The organism is Exiguobacterium sp. U13-1 (genome assembly GCF_001750115.1).
Taxonomy (GTDB): Bacteria; Bacillota; Bacilli; order Exiguobacteriales; family Exiguobacteriaceae; genus Exiguobacterium_A; species Exiguobacterium_A acetylicum.
Genome location: NZ_CP015731.1, coordinates 739704 through 758686, shown reverse-complemented (window position 1 = coordinate 758686; position 18983 = coordinate 739704). Strand labels below are relative to the sequence as shown.

The window sequence follows — 18983 nt, the reverse complement described above, 5'->3', positions numbered from 1 at the left end:
CACTCTATAATTCAAATCGGTTGTAAAACAATCTGCTAATCACTAAACTTGCGCCACCTAATATCATTGAAAATATAAAAAATTAAAGCCCTTCTGGTACGTTATTATGTTTTTCATAAAAAAAGTATCAAGGATACATTATTCAATGTTGAATTTTAGGGCGCACTTATTTTTTACTATTTTTGTTGAAGTATAAATATATCCTTAAATTAACAATATCATTTATTATTTCTTTTAACGTGTTTATATTGAATACTTCGTTTGGAATTTGAAAAAATAGATTCTCGAAATTTTTAGTTGTTTTAAATGGCTTCCCCATCTTCGGAAATGGCATCTTCTTCAATAACCGTTCTACTTTTACAGGATCAAACGGACCTTTCAACTCCGCTGTTTGCGCATCCTTCAACTTCCGATACTTTTCCGCATGCAGATACTCATAAAAGAATGGTGCTACTTCCTCTGCCGTGATAGGCTCCATCCAGCGCTCTTCTCCCCGCTCAAGCATCGCCAGTAATACAACCATCTTATAGCTCCGATTCATAATCGTCTTTTCGACCTGTTCAATCAATTCTTGATTTAAATCGTACGCCTCAATCTCCTCATCTAATAACTCCTGATGCTCCTTCAAGAAACCAACGTAAGAACCCCATTCTTGTTTATAGCCTTGCGGAACTGCAGCATATTCTCCAATCTCAACATACGATGGTCGACGACCGAGTTCGTATTTGATTTGCTCATATTGTTCAATCAGTCGTAACTTCCGCTGACTTGGTTGCCGGAGTCGATGAATCAATTCCAGTGCCCGCGTATCAAACTCAATCACACAGCCGGGCGGTGGCGTAATCGGTTCTCTCTCCCCTCGCTTGAACGATTCTTTCATTGTTCCGAGCAGTTTCAGTTTCGTCTCGACGTTACGATAGTTCCCGATCAAATCAATGATGACGCAATGCGATTTATCTTGCGCTAAACGTAAGCCACGTCCGATTTGCTGCGTGTAAATGGCGACAGATTCAGTCGGTCGACAGAACAGGAGTGTATCCACTTTCGGAATATCGACACCTTCGTTGAACAAATCGACCGTAAAGAGGACGTCAATTTCGCCTTGCTCGAATGCTTGCATGTATTGCGCACGATTCGTCGTCTGCCCTGTCAGTGCAAATGCTGTTGTTCCTTTATCCCGGAATACTTGCGCCAGATATTCCGCTTGCTTGATTGACGAACAAAAGCCAATCGTCTTCGTTTGCCGATATTTCTCCCATGAATGATAGATATTATCTGCGACCTCACGATCAAGTTGTCGATGCTCGAGTTCCGATGCATCATAGGTCCGACCGATTCGTCGAATCTGGGAGTAGTCAATCGTGTCATGAATACCGTAATAATGAAACAGCGTCAAAAATCCTTCAGCAATCGCTGCCGTGAAGTGCATCTGGAACGCAACATTATGGTGACAGATCGCATAGACATCCGCACCGTCCATCCTGTCTGGTGTCGCCGTCAGACCAAGCAAAAAACGGGGCGTGAAATAATCGATAATTTTTTGGTAACTCGTTGCTGCCGCGTGATGGAACTCGTCGACGATGATGAGATCAAACTGATCCGTTGCAAAACGGTCCAAGTGACGCTTTTGCGCCAACGTCTGGACGGAAGCGAAGACGATCTCCGTCGTCTCCGTGACGGTCCGGTCACTGCCGATATAAAAGCCGGTCTGCCACGCCGGATTGACTTTTTGAAACGAACGCTCTGCTTGCAGTAATAGTTCTTTTTGATGTGCCAGAAACAGAACTCGTGTAAAATCTCCCGCAAAGAACGCACTGAGGTAAGTCTTCCCTAATCCAGTCGCGAGCACCGCCAACGCACGTGTCCGACCTTCTTCCATCGTTTCCCGTAATGCTTGGAGCGCTTCTTCCTGCACCCGGTGTGGTAGGATTTCTGGTGCAACGACGACGGTTCCTTCGTCATACTCGACTTCTGGTTCCGCGACATATTGACGTGCCGCGTACTCTTGACGGTAAGCATCTAAGACAACCGGGTTCAGTTCTTCTGCCGATTCACTGAGGTAAAGGTCCATGAAGGCATCAATCGCGTCATCAAGGATTTGTGGTGCGACAGCTTGTGGTAAATGAACGTTCCATTCTATACCGGACCGAAGCGCACTGTTCGAGATGTTCGACGATCCGACGATTGATAAGCCAGTCTCCGCATTTCGAAACAGATACGCTTTCGGATGAAAAGAGCGTCCGCCTGACCGATAAAAGCGAACTGACAACCCATCAAGTGCAAGCAACTGCGCCAATGCTTCTGGATCAGTGATGTGTAGATAGTCGCCAATCAACAGCCGAATCTCGGCTCCTCGTTGTAAGGCGCGACGAAACGCCGGAACGAGTAAAGCGACGCCTGACTTCTGAGCAAACGCTGCGACGATATAGACTTCCTCTGCCTGATCAATGGCTTCGACGAGTGAGTCATATAAGTGATGCGTCGTCAGCTTCGCTTCCGGGATCAATCTTCGACCTCGATCAGGTAGAGGCGTTCTTCGAAGCCGCCGCGTTGTTGCTGTTTCTTCTGTCGGACGGCTTCCAGTTCCTCAACTGTCACACCATGTGTCTTCGCTAACGCTTGGATGAGCTCCAGTAAGTCCGCTAACTCCTCGACAGCGTCTTCGTCCGTCGTCGCTTCCTCATATTCAGCCAGTTCTTCATGTAATTTTTTTTTCGCTTCCACTAGGAATTCATTTTCGTTCAGCGTTCGGAACGTCGCTTTTTTTCCGTTTTGGTCGATGATATTTGGAATCGCGTCTCGAACTAATTTATGATAAAGTGGCATATCAATTCACTCCTTTGAAGGGTTGAGGGATATCCGAGTCGAATCACTCGGTGTCGTACATATGTATTTTACAAGAGGAGGTTCTTTTCATGTCTACATTCAAACAGATCGACACAACAAACGCCCCTGCTGCGATTGGGCCTTACTCACAAGGCTTCATCGCAAACGGTACACTCTATGCTTCTGGTCAAATCCCGATTGATCCGGCAACAGGTGAACTTGTACCAGGCGGAATCACGGAGCAGACGGAACAAGTCATGCGCAACGTCGATGCCATCCTGAAAGAGGCAGGATTAACACCTGACCGCGTCGTCAAGACGACATGCTACTTAACAAGCATGGAACACTTCGCTTCTTTTAATACGATCTACTCCGATTACTTCGCACCGCACGATCACTTCCCAGCTCGGTCTTGTATCGCTGTTAAGGAACTACCAAAAGGTGCTTTGGTCGAAGTTGAGATTTTAGGACTCGTTTGATTTGATCGCTACGCACTCGTTGCGTAGCGTTTTTTTATCGTAATCCCCAGCGTCCTGTTCCTTTCCCCGTCTCACTGTAAAAAAGGTCCTGCTCCCCCTGGTACAATTCACACTCACTCGCATGCAGGTAGATCAATTTTCGAATGCGTGCCTCGAGTCCTGCTTCTGATATAAAGCGTGATAAATCTAAATGTTCTGCTTGTCTGACGCGCTGGTAGATATCGATTAAGTCGAGTGGCGATTGTCGTTCTAGGATTCGCTGAATTACATCAAGTAACTGTTGACTCTCATCCGTCATGTCCTTCTAACTCCTTTTTCATCACTTTGTTTTGAATCGCATTCATCACGATCGGTATTTGCACGACCAGATTCAAGACGCTGACTCCAAGAACCAGTTGACTAGCCGTTAATGGTTTGAAATATCCTTCGCCGTATCCTTCTCCTACACTGAGTGCGATCCCGTACGAAATCGCAAACGAAACCATGTTGCCGATGACGATGTATTTCGGTTTTCCACTCCGTGCGAGGGAATACGATAAAACACCGAGTCCAAATAAAAATAAGGCGTATCCTAAAATCGAACCCTCTTTCCAATCAAGGTATGGTCCAAGCCACGCAAACGGAATTAGATACAGTAGTGCTCGTTTCATCGTTCACCCTCCCCTTCTTCATCTTCTCGGTTATTCCCGGCATCATAATAACCGTATAGGAGTTCCCGAATCATCTCCCACCCTGGTGGAAAGACGTTTGAGCGTAAAACTTTTTCTGTACCGTGTTCTGTCGTCACATGAATCTCCCAATCCGTTCCGTCAATAATCGTAAGGCTTTCAGGATCCGCGTACTCTCGCCATTCATCGGCATTAAATCGATCCGACCACATGTCGATTAAGTAGATGTCCTCTTCCGTCAGCTTTCTGAATAATGGATGCTCTTCTTCATCTAGAAAGAGACGCCTCTTCGGATACCATGGACATAGTAATCCTTCCTCATCTTCCGCATGAAGCGTCCGACTTGCGCGATCCCACCAAAACGTCTGCCCTCTTCCCATGCCGGACTCCCGAAAATAAATTCGCTCGACTGTTTGCATCGTAATCATCCTCTATAATTGATATTTCCATTATAGCCCATTTATTATTTTCAACCTGTTCCATTTTTTACTATGGTTCTGCTGATTTCTGTTGCTGTGAAACATTTTTATCCTTCTATCAGTAAATGTAGTGAAAGGAGATGTTTCACATGCATGTATCCATTCAACAAGCCGGTTATGACGTCGGTCAACCCGTCTTACAAGAGATTGCGTTTGCCTTACGCCCTGGATCCATCACCGGTTTGATCGGTACGAACGGTGCAGGAAAAAGTACGACGATTCAAGCGATGTTTGGTACGCTACCGTGGTTCGAAGGAGAGATCGATTTACCGATCTCACTCGCCTATATTCCGGAACAGCCAACCTATTATGAATATTTGACGCTCGCCGAGCACCTTGAGCTGGTCATCTCGCTCCACGAGACGGATCACGCCTATACAGAACGACTCTTAAAGACGTTCGAACTGCATGCCGTCACAGGTGACTATGTCTCCTCTTTCTCTAAAGGAATGAAACAGAAAGTGATGCTCGTCTGTGCCTTGATGCAACGCGCGGACTGCCTGATCATCGATGAACCGTTCGTTGGTCTCGACGCGGTCGCAACGATTCGGTTATTGCATGTACTCGAAGCAGAACGAACGCGTGGCGTAGCGATTCTGCTCGTCACTCATGTTCTTGATTCCGCGGAACGTCTGTGTGACGATTTCGTCTGGATTGATCAGGGACGCATTAAACATCAAGGAACACTCGCTCAAATCGGTGAAGCCTCTGGTCAGCCAGGTGCCCGCTTATTTGACATCATGGAAGCGATGGTGCTCGAGCATGATTGAAACCTTTTTGAAGCAACGGATCCGTCGGCGACATGCTGAACAACGTCGCTTCTTCCGAGAAATCTTCGACTGGACGATCTTGCTGTATCTCGTCGTTCCAGTCGGTCTGTTCATCATCTATGAGACGGTTCAAATCTTAAACGGTCAAGCGGACTGGGTTCAAACAGTTCCGATCGCTTGGATTTTACTCGGATGGATTCTGTATGGATTCCTGCCCGCCTTTTACGCCTGGTTCGAACCGGCAGATCGCCTCTTCTTCAAACCGGTTCCTGGAGCGATCGTTCGAATGAAGTGGTATTCCGTTCGGTATCACTTCGTGAGGATTTTTCTAATGACTGCCGGATTACATCTACTCTGTTTTCCGTTACATAGCATCCGGTTTGACCAATCTAGTATCACAGTACTGCTGATTAGTCTCGTGCTCTCTTTGCTCCAACCGTTCTTTAGCTTTTGGACATATCGGTTATCTGGACAACGGTTCTTGCGGAAATGGAGCGGTCATCTCGTCCTGGCAACAGGACGCATCACTCTGTTGCTCCTGCTTTGGCTTCAACCGCATCCTGTCCTCTTCGTCGTCGCACTGTGTGTGGTGCTGCTCGGATCCCTTCATGTCCGGCACTGGTCACGGCGTGAGGACGGATTAACGGAGGATATCCTGTTGTCGACGAAACGACAGTCGAGTTTATCGGCGACCGTCCTTGAATTGAACGGTGCCTTACCGAAGCCGTCTCACCGAAAGCGTCCGTTCCTTCATCTGCGATTATTCAAGCAGACGCACCATCAACTTCCACTGATCACGTATCTGCGGGATCCGAGTAAGCGTCGCTTCTTGCTCCAGCTATTTGCTGCGATGAACTACGGTCTTCTCGTTTTACCATGGATCGGACGCGGACTCGTTTTCGCTTTCGTCCTGTTTGTTCTCTTTCAAGAACGGAAACAACATCATACATGGTTCCGCAGACAATCATTCTACCAGCACATTTCCAATTGATTGATTTCTGCTATACTTTTTCTATTACATTGGTTGGAGGGATGACTTCATGCGTACTCATTTATTCTTATTCGGAGGCGGTCCTCCTTTTACACCGAACTTACGAACACGATTTGCTACATTAACGAATGATGGACCGGTCGCGATTTTATACGTTCCGCGGACCGGTAAGGACTGGACGAGCTACTCCTCAATCTATACGAAGCCGTTAGAGGAAGATGGCATCTCGTCGTTCGTCCATCTGCCACTGTCTGACGCACCAACGGACGAACAACTTTCACAACTACAGCAGTGTCAGGGCATCATCATCTCCGGTGGCGAGACCGAATAGTATCAGCAATACTTGGTCGCTACACCGATCGGTGACATCATTCAGTCGTGTTTCGCAGATGGTGTTCCGGTCGCCGGCTTTTCAGCCGGTGCCCTCGTTTCGCCTGAACGGTGTGTGATTCCGGAGATCGACCAACGCGACAATCAACGTCTTCGTTTGCCTGGTCTTGCCTTACTGAAAGACGCGGTCATCTGTGTCCATTACGAGACGTGGGGCGAAGCTGCTCATCTCATGCAATCCTTTACGGAAGAAAGCACAGACCGTGCCTTCGGTCTTGCTGACGAGAGCGGGATCTATCTACGCGATCAGTACCTCGTCGAAACAGAAGGAACCGATCCTGTCGTATTGTCGCGGAGTCCCGTCAGATGACAGCGATCGTTCCTGCCGTCAAAGGCATCATCATTCACGAGCAACGTCTCCTGATCGTCCGCCGGGCTGCTGCTGACTTCGGTGGCGGGACATGGGAATGTCCGGGTGGCAAGATTGACTTCGGTGAATTGCCAGTCGACAGTCTCATTCGCGAGATTAAAGAAGAGACACAATTGACCGTTACGCCGAAGCATCTGCTCTATGCCTCGAGCTTCCTGACGCATCCCAATCGGCAAATCATTCTCTTGATGTACGTCTGCGCGACGAATCAAACAGACGTTCAATTATCGGCAGAACACGACGCCTATCTCTGGGCGGACGAAACAACGATCCGTCAGGTGATTGCGCCGAATATTCTCGCTGATTTTGAACGCCATGATGTATTTTCGTTACTGCATCACTAAACACAACTGCCCCGCCTGACCAATCGGTCGAGCGAGGCAGTTGTTATTTACAGCAAAGGGTCTCGATAACAGACGACGCGATTTCGTCCGGTTTGTTTGGCTTCATATAACGCTAAATCTGCCTTTTGGACGGTCTCAAATACGGTCGATGCTTGATCAGAAGAGGCAACCCCTAGCGATAACGTGACATGAAACACCGGATGTTCCTTATAGACGAAGTGTTGATCAGCACAGGCAGAACGAATCCGCTCCCCCAGTCGTTCCGCTTGTCGGAGTGGTACGTCCGGCAACAGTAAGACAAACTCCTCACCACCGTACCGACCGACGACTCCTTGTTCCGGACTATACGATTGCAAGAGATGACTGAGTTGCCGTAAGACGACGTCGCCCCCTTCATGACCGTATGTATCGTTGATTGATTTAAAATGATCGAGATCGAGAATGAGTACGGAAAAGACCGTTCCGTTTTGAGCGTACTCGGCTAACGTCTCATCCAGTTTTCGGCGATTTCCCAGTTGCGTCAGCCCATCCGTTAAAGCCAGTTCTTGTTGCGTGTGCACGAATAAAAAGTGTTTCCGGAGTTCTTGTAAGAAACGATAGGTCACGTAACCACCAATCATGATGACGATGATATAGACGAGCGCAATCTCTAAAAACCGCTCGAACGTGTTCGTCAATAAATAGAGCGCCGGTAAGCTGTATGCGATACCTGTTCCAAGCAACACGAGATAATCCTTCATTCGCTGAGCAGCAAATCGGCGATAAATCGTCGCTGTCACGAGTAACGCGACACAGATCAAGGTCGTCAGGATCAGCCCCTCGTATTCGCCAGCCGGTGTCACCGCAAATCGGGCACCGATGATGAACAGCATCGTGATGCTACCGCTGACTAACCCTCCGTAAAAGTACGCCGTGACGAGTGCAACGAGACGCAAATCAATCTTTGCGACGTCATAGGAGATACTGTTGAAAATCAACAGCGCACCAATCAAACCCGCGATACAACCGATTGCGAGTCGGACTTGTAAGGAGGAGTTGGGTGAGATCCGCTCGATTCGTCGTAGCGGTAAAAACGCGAACAGCAATGTCGCAATCAATAGGGAAAAGTTCAACAACAATGAATTGAGCAACGTAAGCACGACGACATCCTCCTCATTCCATTTCAGATGTTTACTCTATTCCCGTCAGATTACACATTCCCCTCTTTTTCCAAGGTTTTCAAACAAGAAGAGAGGGAATCAAACAAATATGTCTATCGTCTACATCATTAAGGGGGAATCTTTCATGGATCGTCAAGCTGAAAAACGAAAAAGTAAGATGCCGTTCTTCATCATTCTCGTCATCGCCATCTTCGTCATCGTTGCTGCTGCGTTGATCATTTACGTCACATCTGAACCAAAAGAAGAGACACAAGCACTTATGACACATCTTGCGACTGTCCTTCCGATTTACGTGAATTAGATTCACAAGACCTTTACACAAGCCGTACAACACCTTAATACATGTTGCTTCATCTCCTTCCGATAGGTACACGGGAGGAGATGTTTTTTATGCTTATGAAAAAACGATTACTGGCACAACAATTAAATGGATGGTTGATTCCGATCGTCGCCATCGGACTGATCGTGATCAGCGGTCTAAGCGTCTACGCTTCCTATCAACAATCCGTCGCAGCAACCGAGGAACGGCTGATGCGTGAATTAACGATGTTCGATGCGAATGTCCGGGCAACGTTTCTGGCGTACCCGGAGGACACGAAAGACCGCTCGCGTGCCATCAAACGATTGCAACAGCAACAGCGAACCGACTTATCACGTGACGACTACACGGTTCGCTTTCAAAGTTTGAACACGAGTGAGGCATTCCGACCGTTGACACTCGAACCAGCAAAACGAAAACAACTACTACAGCACTTAAAGAATGCACGTACATATGCCTTTTCGCATCAAGATCTGTTTCTAGTAGCGATGACGATTCCAGAACTCGATGACGTCATCTTGCTGACAACCGATCGTGATAAATTAATCGCCCCAGCTCGAGATTTAGCTTGGACACTCGTCTGGGTCAGTGTGATCACACTTGTCAGCATCAGCCTCTTGATCCGCTGGCGGATTCAACGCCAACTGGCACCGTTATCGAAACTCGCCTTACAGATTGAAGAAGCGCATGCGAAGCGATCGTATCGTCCGTTAACGCTCAAGACGACGACCTTTGAGTTACAACAGCTGACGTTTCAATACAATCAGTTGATGCAACAAATTAATGACTTAACGACGGAGATGCAACAAGCCAGTCAGGAACTTGAATCCGTCCAGCCCCACTTTTCCTCGCGCTTATCCGCGATGGATCAATCAGTCCAAGCTGTCGATGAAGTCGCCGGTTCTTTACTTGCGCAATCGACGCAGATGGATCAGACGATCGTCGCTTCGACACGTTTGACTGCCCAAGGACACGATGCGTTAAGCGAAATGCAAACGACACTTCTGAACAGTCAACATGCCGTAACCCGTTTTCAACAGACTGTTCAGACGAATCACACGACACTTGAGACCTTACAAGAGGAAAGCCAGTTGTTGAAGGAACAATCCACGACGACAGAGCAGATTTTGCAACAGACCTCACACCTACAGCAGCAGATGGATACCTCAATCTCGCACATTCAGCGTGTTGCTGAAGAGACACGCCGTTTGTCGCTGAACGCGCTGATTGAGGCAACCCGTGCCGGAGAAGCTGGTCGCGGCTTCACGGTCGTCGCTAAGGAGGTCGAAAAACTAGCGATCGATATTAGGACGAGTACGGACCATATTCGGCAGGTCAATCAGATGTGGACGGCGGGGCTCGATCAAGTCGAACAAGCACTCTCGCAAATGACGGAACGTTTTCTTTCGACGTCGCAACAACTCGAGACGGCAACGGAGCATTTAAAACAGATGCTGACCGAAGCGACGACGATCGAGACGACACTGGGTACCGTGGAACACCAACGCCAGATCGTCGCAGATGTTCAGTCGAACATGCAGGAACATCTACAGTCGGTTCAGCAGTTGATGTCGGAGCTCTCATCCTACAGCCAGGTGCTCGGGGAACAGATGCAACACCATGTAACCCAGCAAACAGAACTGAAGACACATAGCACGGTACTCGAGTCACGGATCAGTTCGTTGCAACAGACCGTTCGTGCCGGCGAACAATCGTCTTAAATCAAAGGAGCGCCTACCATCTCTGGTAAACGCTCCTTTCCTCTGTTCTCAGCCGATATAACGTGCTTCCTTCTTATCAATGATGTTGCGAATCCGGTTCTCCGTCACCTGATACTGCTCTGCCAATTGACGAATCGTTTTCCCTTTTTCGTACAGCGCGCGAATCGTTCGAATCTGAAACGGTGACAGCGTCACATGTTGACCTAATAAGAAGTCGAACTCACCAAGCAGTTCAGTATACTGCTGATCAATCGAAGGCAGAACGTCTAAATTCGACAACTGATCGTCAGCACGTTTACCGTTGCGCCGGACGAGTCGTGCTTCTGTGACGTCTGTCGTCAGAAAGGCTTGTGCGACGAGTAAACCGACCTGCATCCGTTCTCCTCGACCACGTTGATAGAGCGTGACTTTCCGGTATCCTTCCCGATTGAGCCGTGGACGGAGCAAGACGCCTTTTCGGCGTTGCCGAACACCACGACATGTCACGATCGTCCGGTCGAGAGACCTTACGCGACCTAGCGACGAGACTTCATATATACCTACATAGCCGATGACGGCTTTCCATTGTTCTTGCATGTTTGTCCTCCTTCAGACAAGGACACGACGGGACTTCATACTTGAATTATATCAAATTACGAACAAACGTTCTAGTGATGTCACTCGTCGGAATGTGCTATTCTTAGCAGAAAAAGGAAATGAGGTTCGTCCATGAAATTTGTCTTGTTACTTGGTCCCCAAGCGGTCGGAAAGATGACGATCGGTCAGGAAATCGAACGGTTGACGGAGATGAAAGTCTTCCATAACCACCAGACGATCGACCTGTTATTGCCTTATTTTGATTTCTCAGAACCCGCACACCATCGCTTAAAGGATACGATCCGCCGCGAAATGTTCAAGGAAATGGCTAACAGTTCGCTTGAAGGTGTCCTGTTTACATTCCTCTGTCTATTCGGCGTCGAAGGCGGTGGTCTTGAGTTCATCGAAGAGACGGTCGAATTATTCGAACAAGCAGGTGCTGACGTCTATATCGTGGAACTGGATGCGCCAGTCGCAACACGCCTGCATCGGAACACGACGGAAAACCGATTGACGCATAAAGTAACGAAGCGCGATCTCGCTGCTTCTGAACAGGACTTACGTGAGACGGCAGACGGATATCGGACACGTTCGCTGCCAGGCGAACTACCGGACGTCAACTATCTCTTCCTCGATACGGAACAGTTAAGTGCACGTGAAAGTGCGGAAGCGATTTGCGATCATTTCAACTGGTCCAAAACAATGGTCTAATCACTAAAGCCCCGTCCTGCTCAAGCAGGCGGGGCTTTAATGATGAAGTTCACGTTCATATCGATTCGCCTGCAACTGGAATCCGTTCCGACGCCAGACCGCCGCACTGCCCGCTTCGCCGTAAATACGCGTCAGTAATAACGTCCGCGCGAGATACGACAAAATCGACGTCAACGCTTCTGTGATGTATCCGTGCTGATCATCCTCATCAGTCGTCGTATAACGTAAGTTTCCGGTCGATGCATTCCATGTGAAGGTAATCGTTCCGATGATCGTTTTCTCACGTAACGCATGCAGCGTCCACTTACAACCCGATTCTTCATCCGTTGCTTCGACAAACAACCGTGACGTCGTAAAATCCGGATGTCTCTCTTGCATTCAGCTCTCCTCCTCGACCTCGAACGTTGCTGTCGCGTAAGCCTCTCCGTTGATCAAAATCGTCAATGTATGTGTCCCGGGATAATGGACACGCGTCGTCATGTTCCGAAACGATTGGCGTCGTTCGACTTGTAAGACACCTTTGACTTCCCGCTCCCGCAGTTGAAACACCTTCCGACTCGTTCCACGTTGTTTGACGTAATCGATCGCGTATTCAAGACGCAGACGTTGTTCAACGGAACTGTGCACTTGAAACGAAAATTGTAACTCTTGACCAATCGTCACCGGTGAGGCGACTAAGTCCGTCACCTCGACCTCACCTTGCGTAACGTGTCCGAACAACTGCAACACATCTGGGTTTCCGCGCTTCAGTAACGTCCGGGAGGCGTGGCGCAAAATCCAGTCCGTGTTCGGATCTGTTCCTAAGTGACGTTCGATTCGCTCGATCAAGTATTGTGGATGTGTCTTTGAAATATCATTCAAATGATTGGCGACACTTTTTCGGACGTAGAGTGACGGATCCTGTAGTAAGGCGTCAAGAATCGGTAATGCTGGACGCGGGTCAGCAATCAAACGTGGAATCGCTTGTCCCCATGGTAGACGTGGTCGTGTCCCTTCGGACGCTAAACGCCGAACGTGTTCATCGTCTGATCTTGTCCATTTGAGTGCCTGCTTAAGATAACGTTCCTGATCAGCAAGTAAAAAGCGACGAACGGCGAACTCCGACGTCGAATGCGGCGTCAACTTGGCAAGGGTCGCTAACGCAAGCGACCAATCAGAAAGGTCTGCCGTTCGTTCGACATACTCTGGAAAAACAATTCCCGGTAGCCCGGTAAACTGCGGTGCGAGTCGCTCTAGATCCCCCGCTGCATCCGGAAACGGTGGCAAGATCGTCTCTAGCGTCTCCGCCACACGACGGACACGTTGTTTAAACGCGAGTTCTTCCCAGTCTCCCTGCTCGACTCGTCTTCGAAAATCCGGTACATCGACCGCTGCTCCTAAGCGGTCGAGCCAACTCGGTGAAAATACATCTTTAATCAAACTCATCCTTCATCCAGTCCTCTCTGTGTGCGCTCCAGTTTGAGCAATGTTTCCTTGCGTGCGAGTCCACCCGCGTATCCACCTAAATCTCCATTCGTCCGAATGACCCGATGGCACGGAATGACGATTGCCAGTTGGTTCGCTCCATTCGCTCGTGCGACGGCACGAACAGCAGTCGGTTGACCGATCCGGATCGCCAGCTCTTGGTACGAGATCGTCTCCCCACTCGGAATCCGCTCGAGTTCTTCCCAGACGCGGCGTTGAAAGGGTGTCCCGTACCGCATCATTGGCGTCTGAAACGATACCGGCTCTCCTTTGAAGTAACGACGGAGCTCCGCTTCGATCTGTCCAAAGACCGGTGATTCCCCGGGAACGATGACAGCGCGCGCTTTTAAACGCAATTGTTCGATTTCCCGCTCCAGTCCACGTCGGTCGACGAACTCGAGCAGATGTAAGAGTTGATCGTCGGCAATCGCCAGCATCGAACCGAGTGGTGTATCAAGCCATTTCGCGCGTAAGACCTGCCAGTCAAAGCGCGATGGTGCCTGCCCGAGAATCCGTGCTGACGCCTCACGAAAACCACTACTCGATTCATAACCTCCAGCTAACTGTCCTTCGATGATCGGCTTACCGGTCCGGATCTCCTTCATCGCAAGCCCCATCCGTCGTGCCCGGGCATACGCGACGAACGTCATTCCGAAGCGTTTCTTGAACTGGCGGCGTGCCGTTGATTCATCGAGACCAAGTGCTCGAAAATCGGCTTCCTTGAATCGTTTGTCCGGTTCTGCCTCGACCGCTTCGATCAAGCGTTGAATCGTACCATGATCTCCGGGATAAGCAAGCGGATGACAACGACGGCACGGTCGATAAGAGGCAAGTAATGCCTCTTGCGCCGTCTCAAAAAACTCACAGTTCTCCGCTTTCGGTTTTCGTGCCGGACACGTCGGACGGCAAAAGATGCCGGTCGTCTTGACGCCGACGAAAAACGTCCCTTCGTACGTCGCGTCCCGGCGAACGAGCGCTTCATAATACGTGTGATGTTCCATCGCCTTCCCCTCCTTTGTCCTTAGTATACCGGCTTGTCCGGTCATCATGTCGCCGAAAATCAGGCATTGATATGTTTAAGATTCACTTAAGAAACATCGTCCTGTTTTCGAAAGGGACGACGTGCATACTACATGATATACTCAACGGAAAGTAGGGTTTTCATGTTTGATTTCTTAAAAGAAGCACTTCACGCACCACTCCGTGTTGGAGCCGTCGCACCGAGCAGTCCACGCCTGGCTGAAATGATGGCACGACGCGCCGTCGCCGATCGTCCACGCCAGATTCTTGAAGTCGGAGCGGGTGACGGAGCGATCACCAAAGCTTTACTGGCCGCTCGTTCACCGGAAACACATCTCTTGATTTGTGAACGGAGCGAAACGTTCCGCCCGGCACTCGAACAATTATTGGCTCAGGAAACGAATGTCACTCTCTTCATTGGTGACGTTCAAGGATTATCCGATTCATGGAGCGGACAGATCGACGTCATCGTCAGTGGTCTCCCGTTCGCGTCGTTCCCGGCAGCGTTACGGCATGATTTATTGGCACAATTTCAAACGTTACTACGATCAGGCGGTCACTTCATCGCCTTTCAATACACCCGGTTTCAGTTCAAGATGTTCCGGGACTATTTCCAAGAACACAGTTATTCGCACACGCTCTACAATCTGCCCCCCGCTTATGTTTTCGAGGGGGTGCAACAGGAGGAATCTACACATGCCCACGCTCTTGATCGTTGATGATGAAGCAGACATCCGTCAATTGCTTCGACTCTATTTAACCAATGAAGGGTACGAGATCATCGAAGCCGAAAATGGTGAGGAAGCGTTAGCGACTCTTGCAACGCGTCCAGTTGATGCGATGTTACTCGACGTGATGATGCCCGTTCGCGATGGCTTCTCGACTGTTCAAGCAGCGCGCGCTGCCGGTCACACGTTACCCATCTTGATGCTGACGGCGAAACGCGAAGATATGGATAAAATTCAAGGTTTGACCTTCGGGGCGGACGATTACATCGGTAAACCGTTCAATCCGCTTGAAGTCGTCGCCCGCGTCAAGGCACTGCTGCGACGTGTCAGCCAGTATCATGTCCCAACTACGGCTTCAGCCGTTCAGGTGGGGCCATTCACGCTCAAAGAAGACGAACGCGTCATCTTTAAGTATGATGTTCCGCTTGCCCTGACCCGCCGTGAATTTGATTGCCTGGCGCTCTTCTTGAATCATCCGCGTCGTGTTTTTTCGGCTGACGACCTGTATGAGCGGGTTTGGCAGGAGGAAGCACTTGGTTCCGCATCGAACGCTGTCATGGTCTTGATCCATAAGCTCCGTGATAAAATCGAGGACGTTCCGAAAGAACCACGCTACCTCCAGACGGTCTGGGGCGTCGGTTATAAGGTCGAACCATGAGACGGATCAAATTGACGGTCTGGATGCTTGTTTTACTTCTGCTCGCTGCATTTTTGAGTACGGCACTTGCCTGGTTGCTGGCGAGTCAATTGCCGCTTGGTGGAAAAACGGTTCCCCGTTACTACTACACGACGGAAGAAGACACGGTGAGCGCTGTTAAAGAGGACATTACACGTTATCAAAATGGACAAATACCGACCGGGCCCTATGAGTGGGCAGTATACGATGCCAATGGTCGTCTGGTCAGCGCTTCCGACAAGTATCCGAAAGACTTAACACCGAGCCGACTGCTTGCTGAGCAAACACCAACCGAGCGGGAGCCATCAGACACAGGAAAGGTTAGGACATTGCACCATATCGAAGCGATCAATCTTGGAACCCGTGAGCCTGGCTATTTTTTGACTGTTCAGTCCGATAAACCAACACTCAATGAATATCAAGTCGGTAATTCGAACGCCTTCTTCATCTTACAAGTCGTCTTGTTCATCGTCTTTCTACTGCTTTTAACACGTTGGATCGCTGGTTTGTTCCGCGAACTCGAGCGACGGCTTGAGCGGTTGACGGTCGAACCAGCGCCAACAGAACCGTTACCTCCCGTCAAAGGACCGAAGGAATTCAAGTTATTCGCCCAATCGATCGAACGAATCGAACAGGAACTCCGCACCTTACGCGTACGCGACCAGGAGCGGTTCGTCGAGCAGTTGCGATTGATCACGAGTCTGTCGCACGACCTACGGACTCCATTGACCTCAATCCAAGGCTTCATTCAGTGGCTAACCGAAAAACACGAGACGTTATCCGCGACGGAACGGACGGAGCTTCTAGCGATCGTCACCCGACAGTCGGAAACTCTCGCTTCCCGGATCAACGAATTGTTCACGCTCGCTAAATTATCGAACACCGATTATCCAGTCGAACGGACATCGCTTGATCTCGTCACACTGACGGAACAAGTCCTGGAACTGTTTCCCGGCATCGATGGCGTCATCGATGGTCCACCTCACGTGGCATTGTTCGCCGATCCGATGCTCTTACGACGCTTGCTTGAGAATTTGATTCGCAATGCGACGCTTCACGGAACTGGTGACCTTCGGATTTCGATCAACGATGAAGCAGAAGATATTCAGCTGATCTGCTCAAATGCGATTGAAACGACCTATACGCTAGAGGAACTAAACACGTGGCTGACGCCATTCGGGACGTCGGATGCTTCTCGCTCGTCTGGTGGCTCCGGCATCGGTTTGTCAATCGTTCAGCAAATCATGGCGCGTCATGAGGGGAGCGTCGCGTTGACTTCAAAAGACAACCGCTTCATCGTGACCTGTCGTTTTCCACATGCTTCTTAAGATTGCACCCGATGTTCGCATCGGGTGCTTTTTTAGTCAGGTTGTTACTTCTTAGACACTTCTTTGAAATTGGAATTCGATACACTAAAGACTGTTAGAAATTAGTTGTCGTTTTAAAGGAGTTGTTCGTGTTTTATGAAATCCTCGTCTCGTTCGATTACATATATGCCAGGGCTTGATGGCTTACGTGCCTTTGCTGTTCTATCTGTCATTCTCTACCATCTGTCTGTTTCATTCTTCTCCGGTGGTTTCCTCGGTGTTGATCTCTTTTTCGTCCTATCCGGTTACCTGATTACTGGTCTCTTGTTACGCGAGTGGCAGACGACCGGACGCCTCGATTTGAAACGGTTTTGGATTCATCGCTTCCGTCGCCTGTTCCCAGCCTTATTCGTCATGCTGTTACTCGTTCTCGGGTACGTAACCATCTTTGAACGCGAACTGTTGTATACGGTTCGCCAAGATAGTGCCTTTGCGCTCATTTACGGGACGAACTGGTGGTATATCTTCCATGACGTCTCCTATTTCGAGTCGTTCGGTAAGCCATCACCGATTCAAAACCTTTGGTCGCTCGCAATCGAGGAGCAGTTCTACCTGCTATTCCCAATCTTACTTTGGTTCGGAATGAAAAATCGTCGCTTGTTCCTGCAATTGATCGGCGTTGCGATCGGTGCATCCGTGCTTGCGATGGCGATTCAGTTCACACCTGGTGAAGATCCAAGTCGTGTCTACTACGGCACGGATACTCGGTTATTCGCCTTGTTGATCGGCAGTCTGCTCGCTTTCGCGTGGCAGCCGACCCGCTTTAAGCTCGATATCCCAAAACGTGGTGTCCGGTTACTGAATCAAACAGGTGCCGTTACTTTACCGCTCTTGCTCATGCTGATGATCGTCACAAGTGAGTTCGGAAGCTTCTTATACCGGGGTGGCTTTTTCCTCGTCTCGCTTCTTGCTGCACTATTGATTGCTACGATTGCCCACCCGGCGTCGATCTGGAGTCGATGGTTTGCGCATCCAATACTTGTTGCGATTGGCAAAAGATCGTACGGTTTATATCTCTGGCATTTTCCCGTCATCACGTTGATGACACCGGTCGAGCAGATTGGAACGTTCTCGTTGCTTCGGACCGTATTGATCGTCGTCGTGCTGGTTGCGTTAACCGAAGCATCGTATCGCTTCATCGAACGTCCGATCCGTCAACACGGACTGTCCGGTTACTTAAAACATCTATCGTTACATCCGCGGCAGTTACGTCAGTTTTCAACGATGCAGTGGACGAGTGTTGCCGTGTTGACGATTCTTATCGTCAGCTTCATCGGTAACTTATCGATTCTTGCTGTCTCCGATACGCCGAAGCCAGAACCTGCTTTCGAGAAGATAGCGGCGCCAAAAGAAAAACCGAAACCGGTCCTCAAACCGACGACACCGAAAGCAACACCCGATCAGCGAAAAATCTGTCGACCGACGCTTGCGATCGGAGACTCGGTGTTACTCGGTGTTGAAGACTATCTCGGCAGTACACTCAAGCAACTGACAATTGATGCAAAACTCGGTCGTCAGCTTCGAGAAGCGATTCCGCTGAGTGAGCAGTATGCGGCGTACAATCAGCACGGACGCCAAGTCATTCTCCACCTCGGAACGAACGGTAGCTTCCGGAAGGATCAATTGAATAGTTTGCTCGATCAATTCGCAAATGCCGATCACGTCTATCTGGTCACTGCACGCGTCCCGCGTCCGTGGGAAGCAGAAGTCAATCAGATGTTACGGGAGGCATCGAAGCGGAAGCGTGTCGAACTGATCGACTGGCATGCCGTTGCCGTCAAACATCCATCTTACTTCGAAGCAGATGGTGTCCATTTGAATATCAAGGGAGCACGTGCCTATTCGAAGATTCTTGCGAAAGCGACGAATTGTGCTGTTTCAACGAAATAAGACCACGTCAAACAAGGTAGCGGAACGATCCGCT

The 18983-nt window shown here is 49.4% G+C and carries 23 protein-coding genes; 13 read left to right on the top strand and 10 right to left on the bottom strand.

The genetic code is table 11. The features are described from left to right. Positions 1–166 precede the first annotated feature (166 nt). Both ESP131_RS04035 and ESP131_RS04030 read right to left on the bottom strand, forming a co-directional pair. Positions 167–2506, bottom strand: a complete 2340-nt coding sequence (locus ESP131_RS04035) for a DEAD/DEAH box helicase family protein (RefSeq protein WP_069940216.1) — start codon at positions 2504–2506, stop codon at positions 167–169. After that, positions 2503–2826: a nucleoside triphosphate pyrophosphohydrolase gene (locus ESP131_RS04030; protein ID WP_069940215.1), complete on the bottom strand. Its 324-nt coding sequence runs from the start codon at positions 2824–2826 to the stop codon at positions 2503–2505. The genes ESP131_RS04035 and ESP131_RS04030 overlap by 4 nt, the downstream gene beginning before the upstream one ends. Positions 2827–2915: 89 nt before the next feature. Here ESP131_RS04030 and ESP131_RS04025 point away from each other — a divergent pair, with 89 nt between their 5' ends. Beyond that, positions 2916–3305 (top strand): RidA family protein, encoded by a 390-nt coding sequence (locus ESP131_RS04025; RefSeq protein ID WP_069940214.1) that lies wholly within the window; start codon positions 2916–2918, stop codon positions 3303–3305. Positions 3306–3339: 34 nt separating this feature from the next. On the opposite strand, the gene ESP131_RS04020 is transcribed toward ESP131_RS04025, so the two are convergent. Genes ESP131_RS04020 through ESP131_RS04010 form a run of 3 tightly spaced genes read right to left on the bottom strand, consistent with a single transcriptional unit; the run spans position 3340 to position 4401 of the window. After that, positions 3340–3603 carry a hypothetical protein gene (locus ESP131_RS04020; RefSeq protein WP_069940213.1) on the bottom strand — a complete coding sequence of 88 codons (264 nt, stop codon included), beginning with the start codon at positions 3601–3603 and terminating at the stop codon, positions 3340–3342. Beyond that, positions 3593–3955: a hypothetical protein gene (locus ESP131_RS04015; protein WP_069940212.1), complete on the bottom strand. Its 363-nt coding sequence runs from the start codon at positions 3953–3955 to the stop codon at positions 3593–3595. Before ESP131_RS04015 ends, ESP131_RS04020 begins: the two co-directional genes overlap by 11 nt. Continuing rightward, positions 3952–4401: a hypothetical protein gene (locus ESP131_RS04010; RefSeq protein ID WP_156772484.1), complete on the bottom strand. Its 450-nt coding sequence runs from the start codon at positions 4399–4401 to the stop codon at positions 3952–3954. The genes ESP131_RS04015 and ESP131_RS04010 overlap by 4 nt, the downstream gene beginning before the upstream one ends. A gap of 140 nt (positions 4402–4541) precedes the next feature. Between ESP131_RS04010 and ESP131_RS04005 the strand changes: the two genes are divergently transcribed. From ESP131_RS04005 to ESP131_RS03990, 5 genes are read left to right on the top strand one after another with little or no spacing between them, the layout of a single operon-like run. After that, positions 4542–5222, top strand: a complete 681-nt coding sequence (locus ESP131_RS04005) for an ABC transporter ATP-binding protein (protein ID WP_069940210.1) — start codon at positions 4542–4544, stop codon at positions 5220–5222. After that, positions 5215–6213: an ABC transporter permease gene (locus tag ESP131_RS04000; protein ID WP_069940209.1), complete on the top strand. Its 999-nt coding sequence runs from the start codon at positions 5215–5217 to the stop codon at positions 6211–6213. Before ESP131_RS04005 ends, ESP131_RS04000 begins: the two co-directional genes overlap by 8 nt. 49 nt (positions 6214–6262) lie before the next feature. Beyond that, complete coding sequence (locus ESP131_RS16875; RefSeq protein WP_231925682.1) at positions 6263–6544, top strand: Type 1 glutamine amidotransferase-like domain-containing protein; 282 nt, start codon at positions 6263–6265, stop codon at positions 6542–6544. 12 nt (positions 6545–6556) lie between these two features. Continuing rightward, positions 6557–6913 carry a Type 1 glutamine amidotransferase-like domain-containing protein gene (locus ESP131_RS16870; protein ID WP_231925681.1) on the top strand — a complete coding sequence of 119 codons (357 nt, stop codon included), beginning with the start codon at positions 6557–6559 and terminating at the stop codon, positions 6911–6913. Then, positions 6910–7317: an NUDIX hydrolase gene (locus ESP131_RS03990; RefSeq protein ID WP_047391798.1), complete on the top strand. Its 408-nt coding sequence runs from the start codon at positions 6910–6912 to the stop codon at positions 7315–7317. Before ESP131_RS16870 ends, ESP131_RS03990 begins: the two co-directional genes overlap by 4 nt. A gap of 47 nt (positions 7318–7364) precedes the next feature. On the opposite strand, the gene ESP131_RS03985 is transcribed toward ESP131_RS03990, so the two are convergent. Next, complete coding sequence (locus tag ESP131_RS03985) at positions 7365–8456, bottom strand: GGDEF domain-containing protein (RefSeq protein ID WP_069940208.1); 1092 nt, start codon at positions 8454–8456, stop codon at positions 7365–7367. Between the two features lie 145 nt (positions 8457–8601). On the opposite strand from ESP131_RS03985, the gene ESP131_RS16745 reads away from it, so the two are divergent. After that, on the top strand, positions 8602–8778 hold the full coding sequence (locus tag ESP131_RS16745) for a hypothetical protein (protein ID WP_023466867.1): 177 nt from the start codon (positions 8602–8604) through the stop codon (positions 8776–8778). An 89-nt stretch (positions 8779–8867) separates the two neighbouring features. Beyond that, positions 8868–10517 carry a methyl-accepting chemotaxis protein gene (locus tag ESP131_RS03980; RefSeq protein ID WP_069940207.1) on the top strand — a complete coding sequence of 550 codons (1650 nt, stop codon included), beginning with the start codon at positions 8868–8870 and terminating at the stop codon, positions 10515–10517. Between the two features lie 48 nt (positions 10518–10565). Here ESP131_RS03980 and ESP131_RS03975 read toward each other — a convergent pair whose 3' ends face one another. Then, positions 10566–11093, bottom strand: coding sequence for an NUMOD4 domain-containing protein (locus ESP131_RS03975; protein ID WP_069940206.1), 528 nt, complete (start codon positions 11091–11093; stop codon positions 10566–10568). Between the two features lie 132 nt (positions 11094–11225). On the opposite strand from ESP131_RS03975, the gene ESP131_RS03970 reads away from it, so the two are divergent. Next, complete coding sequence (locus ESP131_RS03970) at positions 11226–11804, top strand: AAA family ATPase (protein WP_069940205.1); 579 nt, start codon at positions 11226–11228, stop codon at positions 11802–11804. 36 nt (positions 11805–11840) lie between these two features. On the opposite strand, the gene ESP131_RS03965 is transcribed toward ESP131_RS03970, so the two are convergent. From ESP131_RS03965 to ESP131_RS03955, 3 genes are read right to left on the bottom strand one after another with little or no spacing between them, the layout of a single operon-like run. Next, complete coding sequence (locus ESP131_RS03965) at positions 11841–12182, bottom strand: GNAT family N-acetyltransferase (RefSeq protein ID WP_069940204.1); 342 nt, start codon at positions 12180–12182, stop codon at positions 11841–11843. Beyond that, a complete protein-coding gene (locus ESP131_RS03960) occupies positions 12183–13229 on the bottom strand; it encodes a DNA alkylation repair protein (protein ID WP_069940203.1) in 1047 nt (348 codons plus the stop codon). Continuing rightward, positions 13226–14269, bottom strand: coding sequence for a bifunctional transcriptional activator/DNA repair enzyme AdaA (locus ESP131_RS03955; protein ID WP_156772483.1), 1044 nt, complete (start codon positions 14267–14269; stop codon positions 13226–13228). The genes ESP131_RS03960 and ESP131_RS03955 overlap by 4 nt, the downstream gene beginning before the upstream one ends. Before the next feature lie 162 nt (positions 14270–14431). Between ESP131_RS03955 and ESP131_RS03950 the strand changes: the two genes are divergently transcribed. The 4 genes from ESP131_RS03950 (at position 14432) to ESP131_RS03935 (ending at position 18949) form a co-directional block, all read left to right on the top strand. Further along, positions 14432–15007 carry a class I SAM-dependent methyltransferase gene (locus ESP131_RS03950; protein ID WP_069940202.1) on the top strand — a complete coding sequence of 192 codons (576 nt, stop codon included), beginning with the start codon at positions 14432–14434 and terminating at the stop codon, positions 15005–15007. Further along, the gene (locus ESP131_RS03945; protein ID WP_069940201.1) at positions 14985–15674 is read left to right on the top strand and encodes a response regulator transcription factor; all 690 of its coding nucleotides are present in this window, start codon (positions 14985–14987) and stop codon (positions 15672–15674) included. Before ESP131_RS03950 ends, ESP131_RS03945 begins: the two co-directional genes overlap by 23 nt. Continuing rightward, complete coding sequence (locus ESP131_RS03940; RefSeq protein WP_069940200.1) at positions 15671–17020, top strand: sensor histidine kinase; 1350 nt, start codon at positions 15671–15673, stop codon at positions 17018–17020. Before ESP131_RS03945 ends, ESP131_RS03940 begins: the two co-directional genes overlap by 4 nt. Before the next feature lie 135 nt (positions 17021–17155). Beyond that, positions 17156–18949, top strand: a complete 1794-nt coding sequence (locus ESP131_RS03935) for an acyltransferase family protein (RefSeq protein ID WP_069940199.1) — start codon at positions 17156–17158, stop codon at positions 18947–18949. The last annotated feature ends 34 nt before the right edge of the window (positions 18950–18983 follow it).

Excerpts from the sequence above, each read along its gene's own strand:
- ESP131_RS04030 (WP_069940215.1), bottom strand. The coding sequence starts at position 2,826 with ATGCCACTTTATCATAAATTAGTTCGAGACGCGATTCCAAATATCATC.
- ESP131_RS04025 (WP_069940214.1), top strand. The coding sequence starts at position 2,916 with ATGTCTACATTCAAACAGATCGACACAACAAACGCCCCTGCTGCGATT.
- ESP131_RS04020 (WP_069940213.1), bottom strand. The coding sequence starts at position 3,603 with ATGACGGATGAGAGTCAACAGTTACTTGATGTAATTCAGCGAATCCTA.
- ESP131_RS04015 (WP_069940212.1), bottom strand. The coding sequence starts at position 3,955 with ATGAAACGAGCACTACTGTATCTAATTCCGTTTGCGTGGCTTGGACCA.
- ESP131_RS04010 (WP_156772484.1), bottom strand. The coding sequence starts at position 4,401 with ATGATTACGATGCAAACAGTCGAGCGAATTTATTTTCGGGAGTCCGGC.
- ESP131_RS04005 (WP_069940210.1), top strand. The coding sequence starts at position 4,542 with ATGCATGTATCCATTCAACAAGCCGGTTATGACGTCGGTCAACCCGTC.
- ESP131_RS04000 (WP_069940209.1), top strand. The coding sequence starts at position 5,215 with ATGATTGAAACCTTTTTGAAGCAACGGATCCGTCGGCGACATGCTGAA.
- ESP131_RS16875 (WP_231925682.1), top strand. The coding sequence starts at position 6,263 with ATGCGTACTCATTTATTCTTATTCGGAGGCGGTCCTCCTTTTACACCG.
- ESP131_RS03990 (WP_047391798.1), top strand. The coding sequence starts at position 6,910 with ATGACAGCGATCGTTCCTGCCGTCAAAGGCATCATCATTCACGAGCAA.
- ESP131_RS16745 (WP_023466867.1), top strand. The coding sequence starts at position 8,602 with ATGGATCGTCAAGCTGAAAAACGAAAAAGTAAGATGCCGTTCTTCATC.
- ESP131_RS03980 (WP_069940207.1), top strand. The coding sequence starts at position 8,868 with ATGCTTATGAAAAAACGATTACTGGCACAACAATTAAATGGATGGTTG.
- ESP131_RS03975 (WP_069940206.1), bottom strand. The coding sequence starts at position 11,093 with ATGCAAGAACAATGGAAAGCCGTCATCGGCTATGTAGGTATATATGAA.
- ESP131_RS03970 (WP_069940205.1), top strand. The coding sequence starts at position 11,226 with ATGAAATTTGTCTTGTTACTTGGTCCCCAAGCGGTCGGAAAGATGACG.
- ESP131_RS03965 (WP_069940204.1), bottom strand. The coding sequence starts at position 12,182 with ATGCAAGAGAGACATCCGGATTTTACGACGTCACGGTTGTTTGTCGAA.
- ESP131_RS03960 (WP_069940203.1), bottom strand. The coding sequence starts at position 13,229 with ATGAGTTTGATTAAAGATGTATTTTCACCGAGTTGGCTCGACCGCTTA.
- ESP131_RS03955 (WP_156772483.1), bottom strand. The coding sequence starts at position 14,269 with ATGGAACATCACACGTATTATGAAGCGCTCGTTCGCCGGGACGCGACG.
- ESP131_RS03950 (WP_069940202.1), top strand. The coding sequence starts at position 14,432 with ATGTTTGATTTCTTAAAAGAAGCACTTCACGCACCACTCCGTGTTGGA.
- ESP131_RS03945 (WP_069940201.1), top strand. The coding sequence starts at position 14,985 with ATGCCCACGCTCTTGATCGTTGATGATGAAGCAGACATCCGTCAATTG.
- ESP131_RS03940 (WP_069940200.1), top strand. The coding sequence starts at position 15,671 with ATGAGACGGATCAAATTGACGGTCTGGATGCTTGTTTTACTTCTGCTC.
- ESP131_RS03935 (WP_069940199.1), top strand. The coding sequence starts at position 17,156 with ATGAAATCCTCGTCTCGTTCGATTACATATATGCCAGGGCTTGATGGC.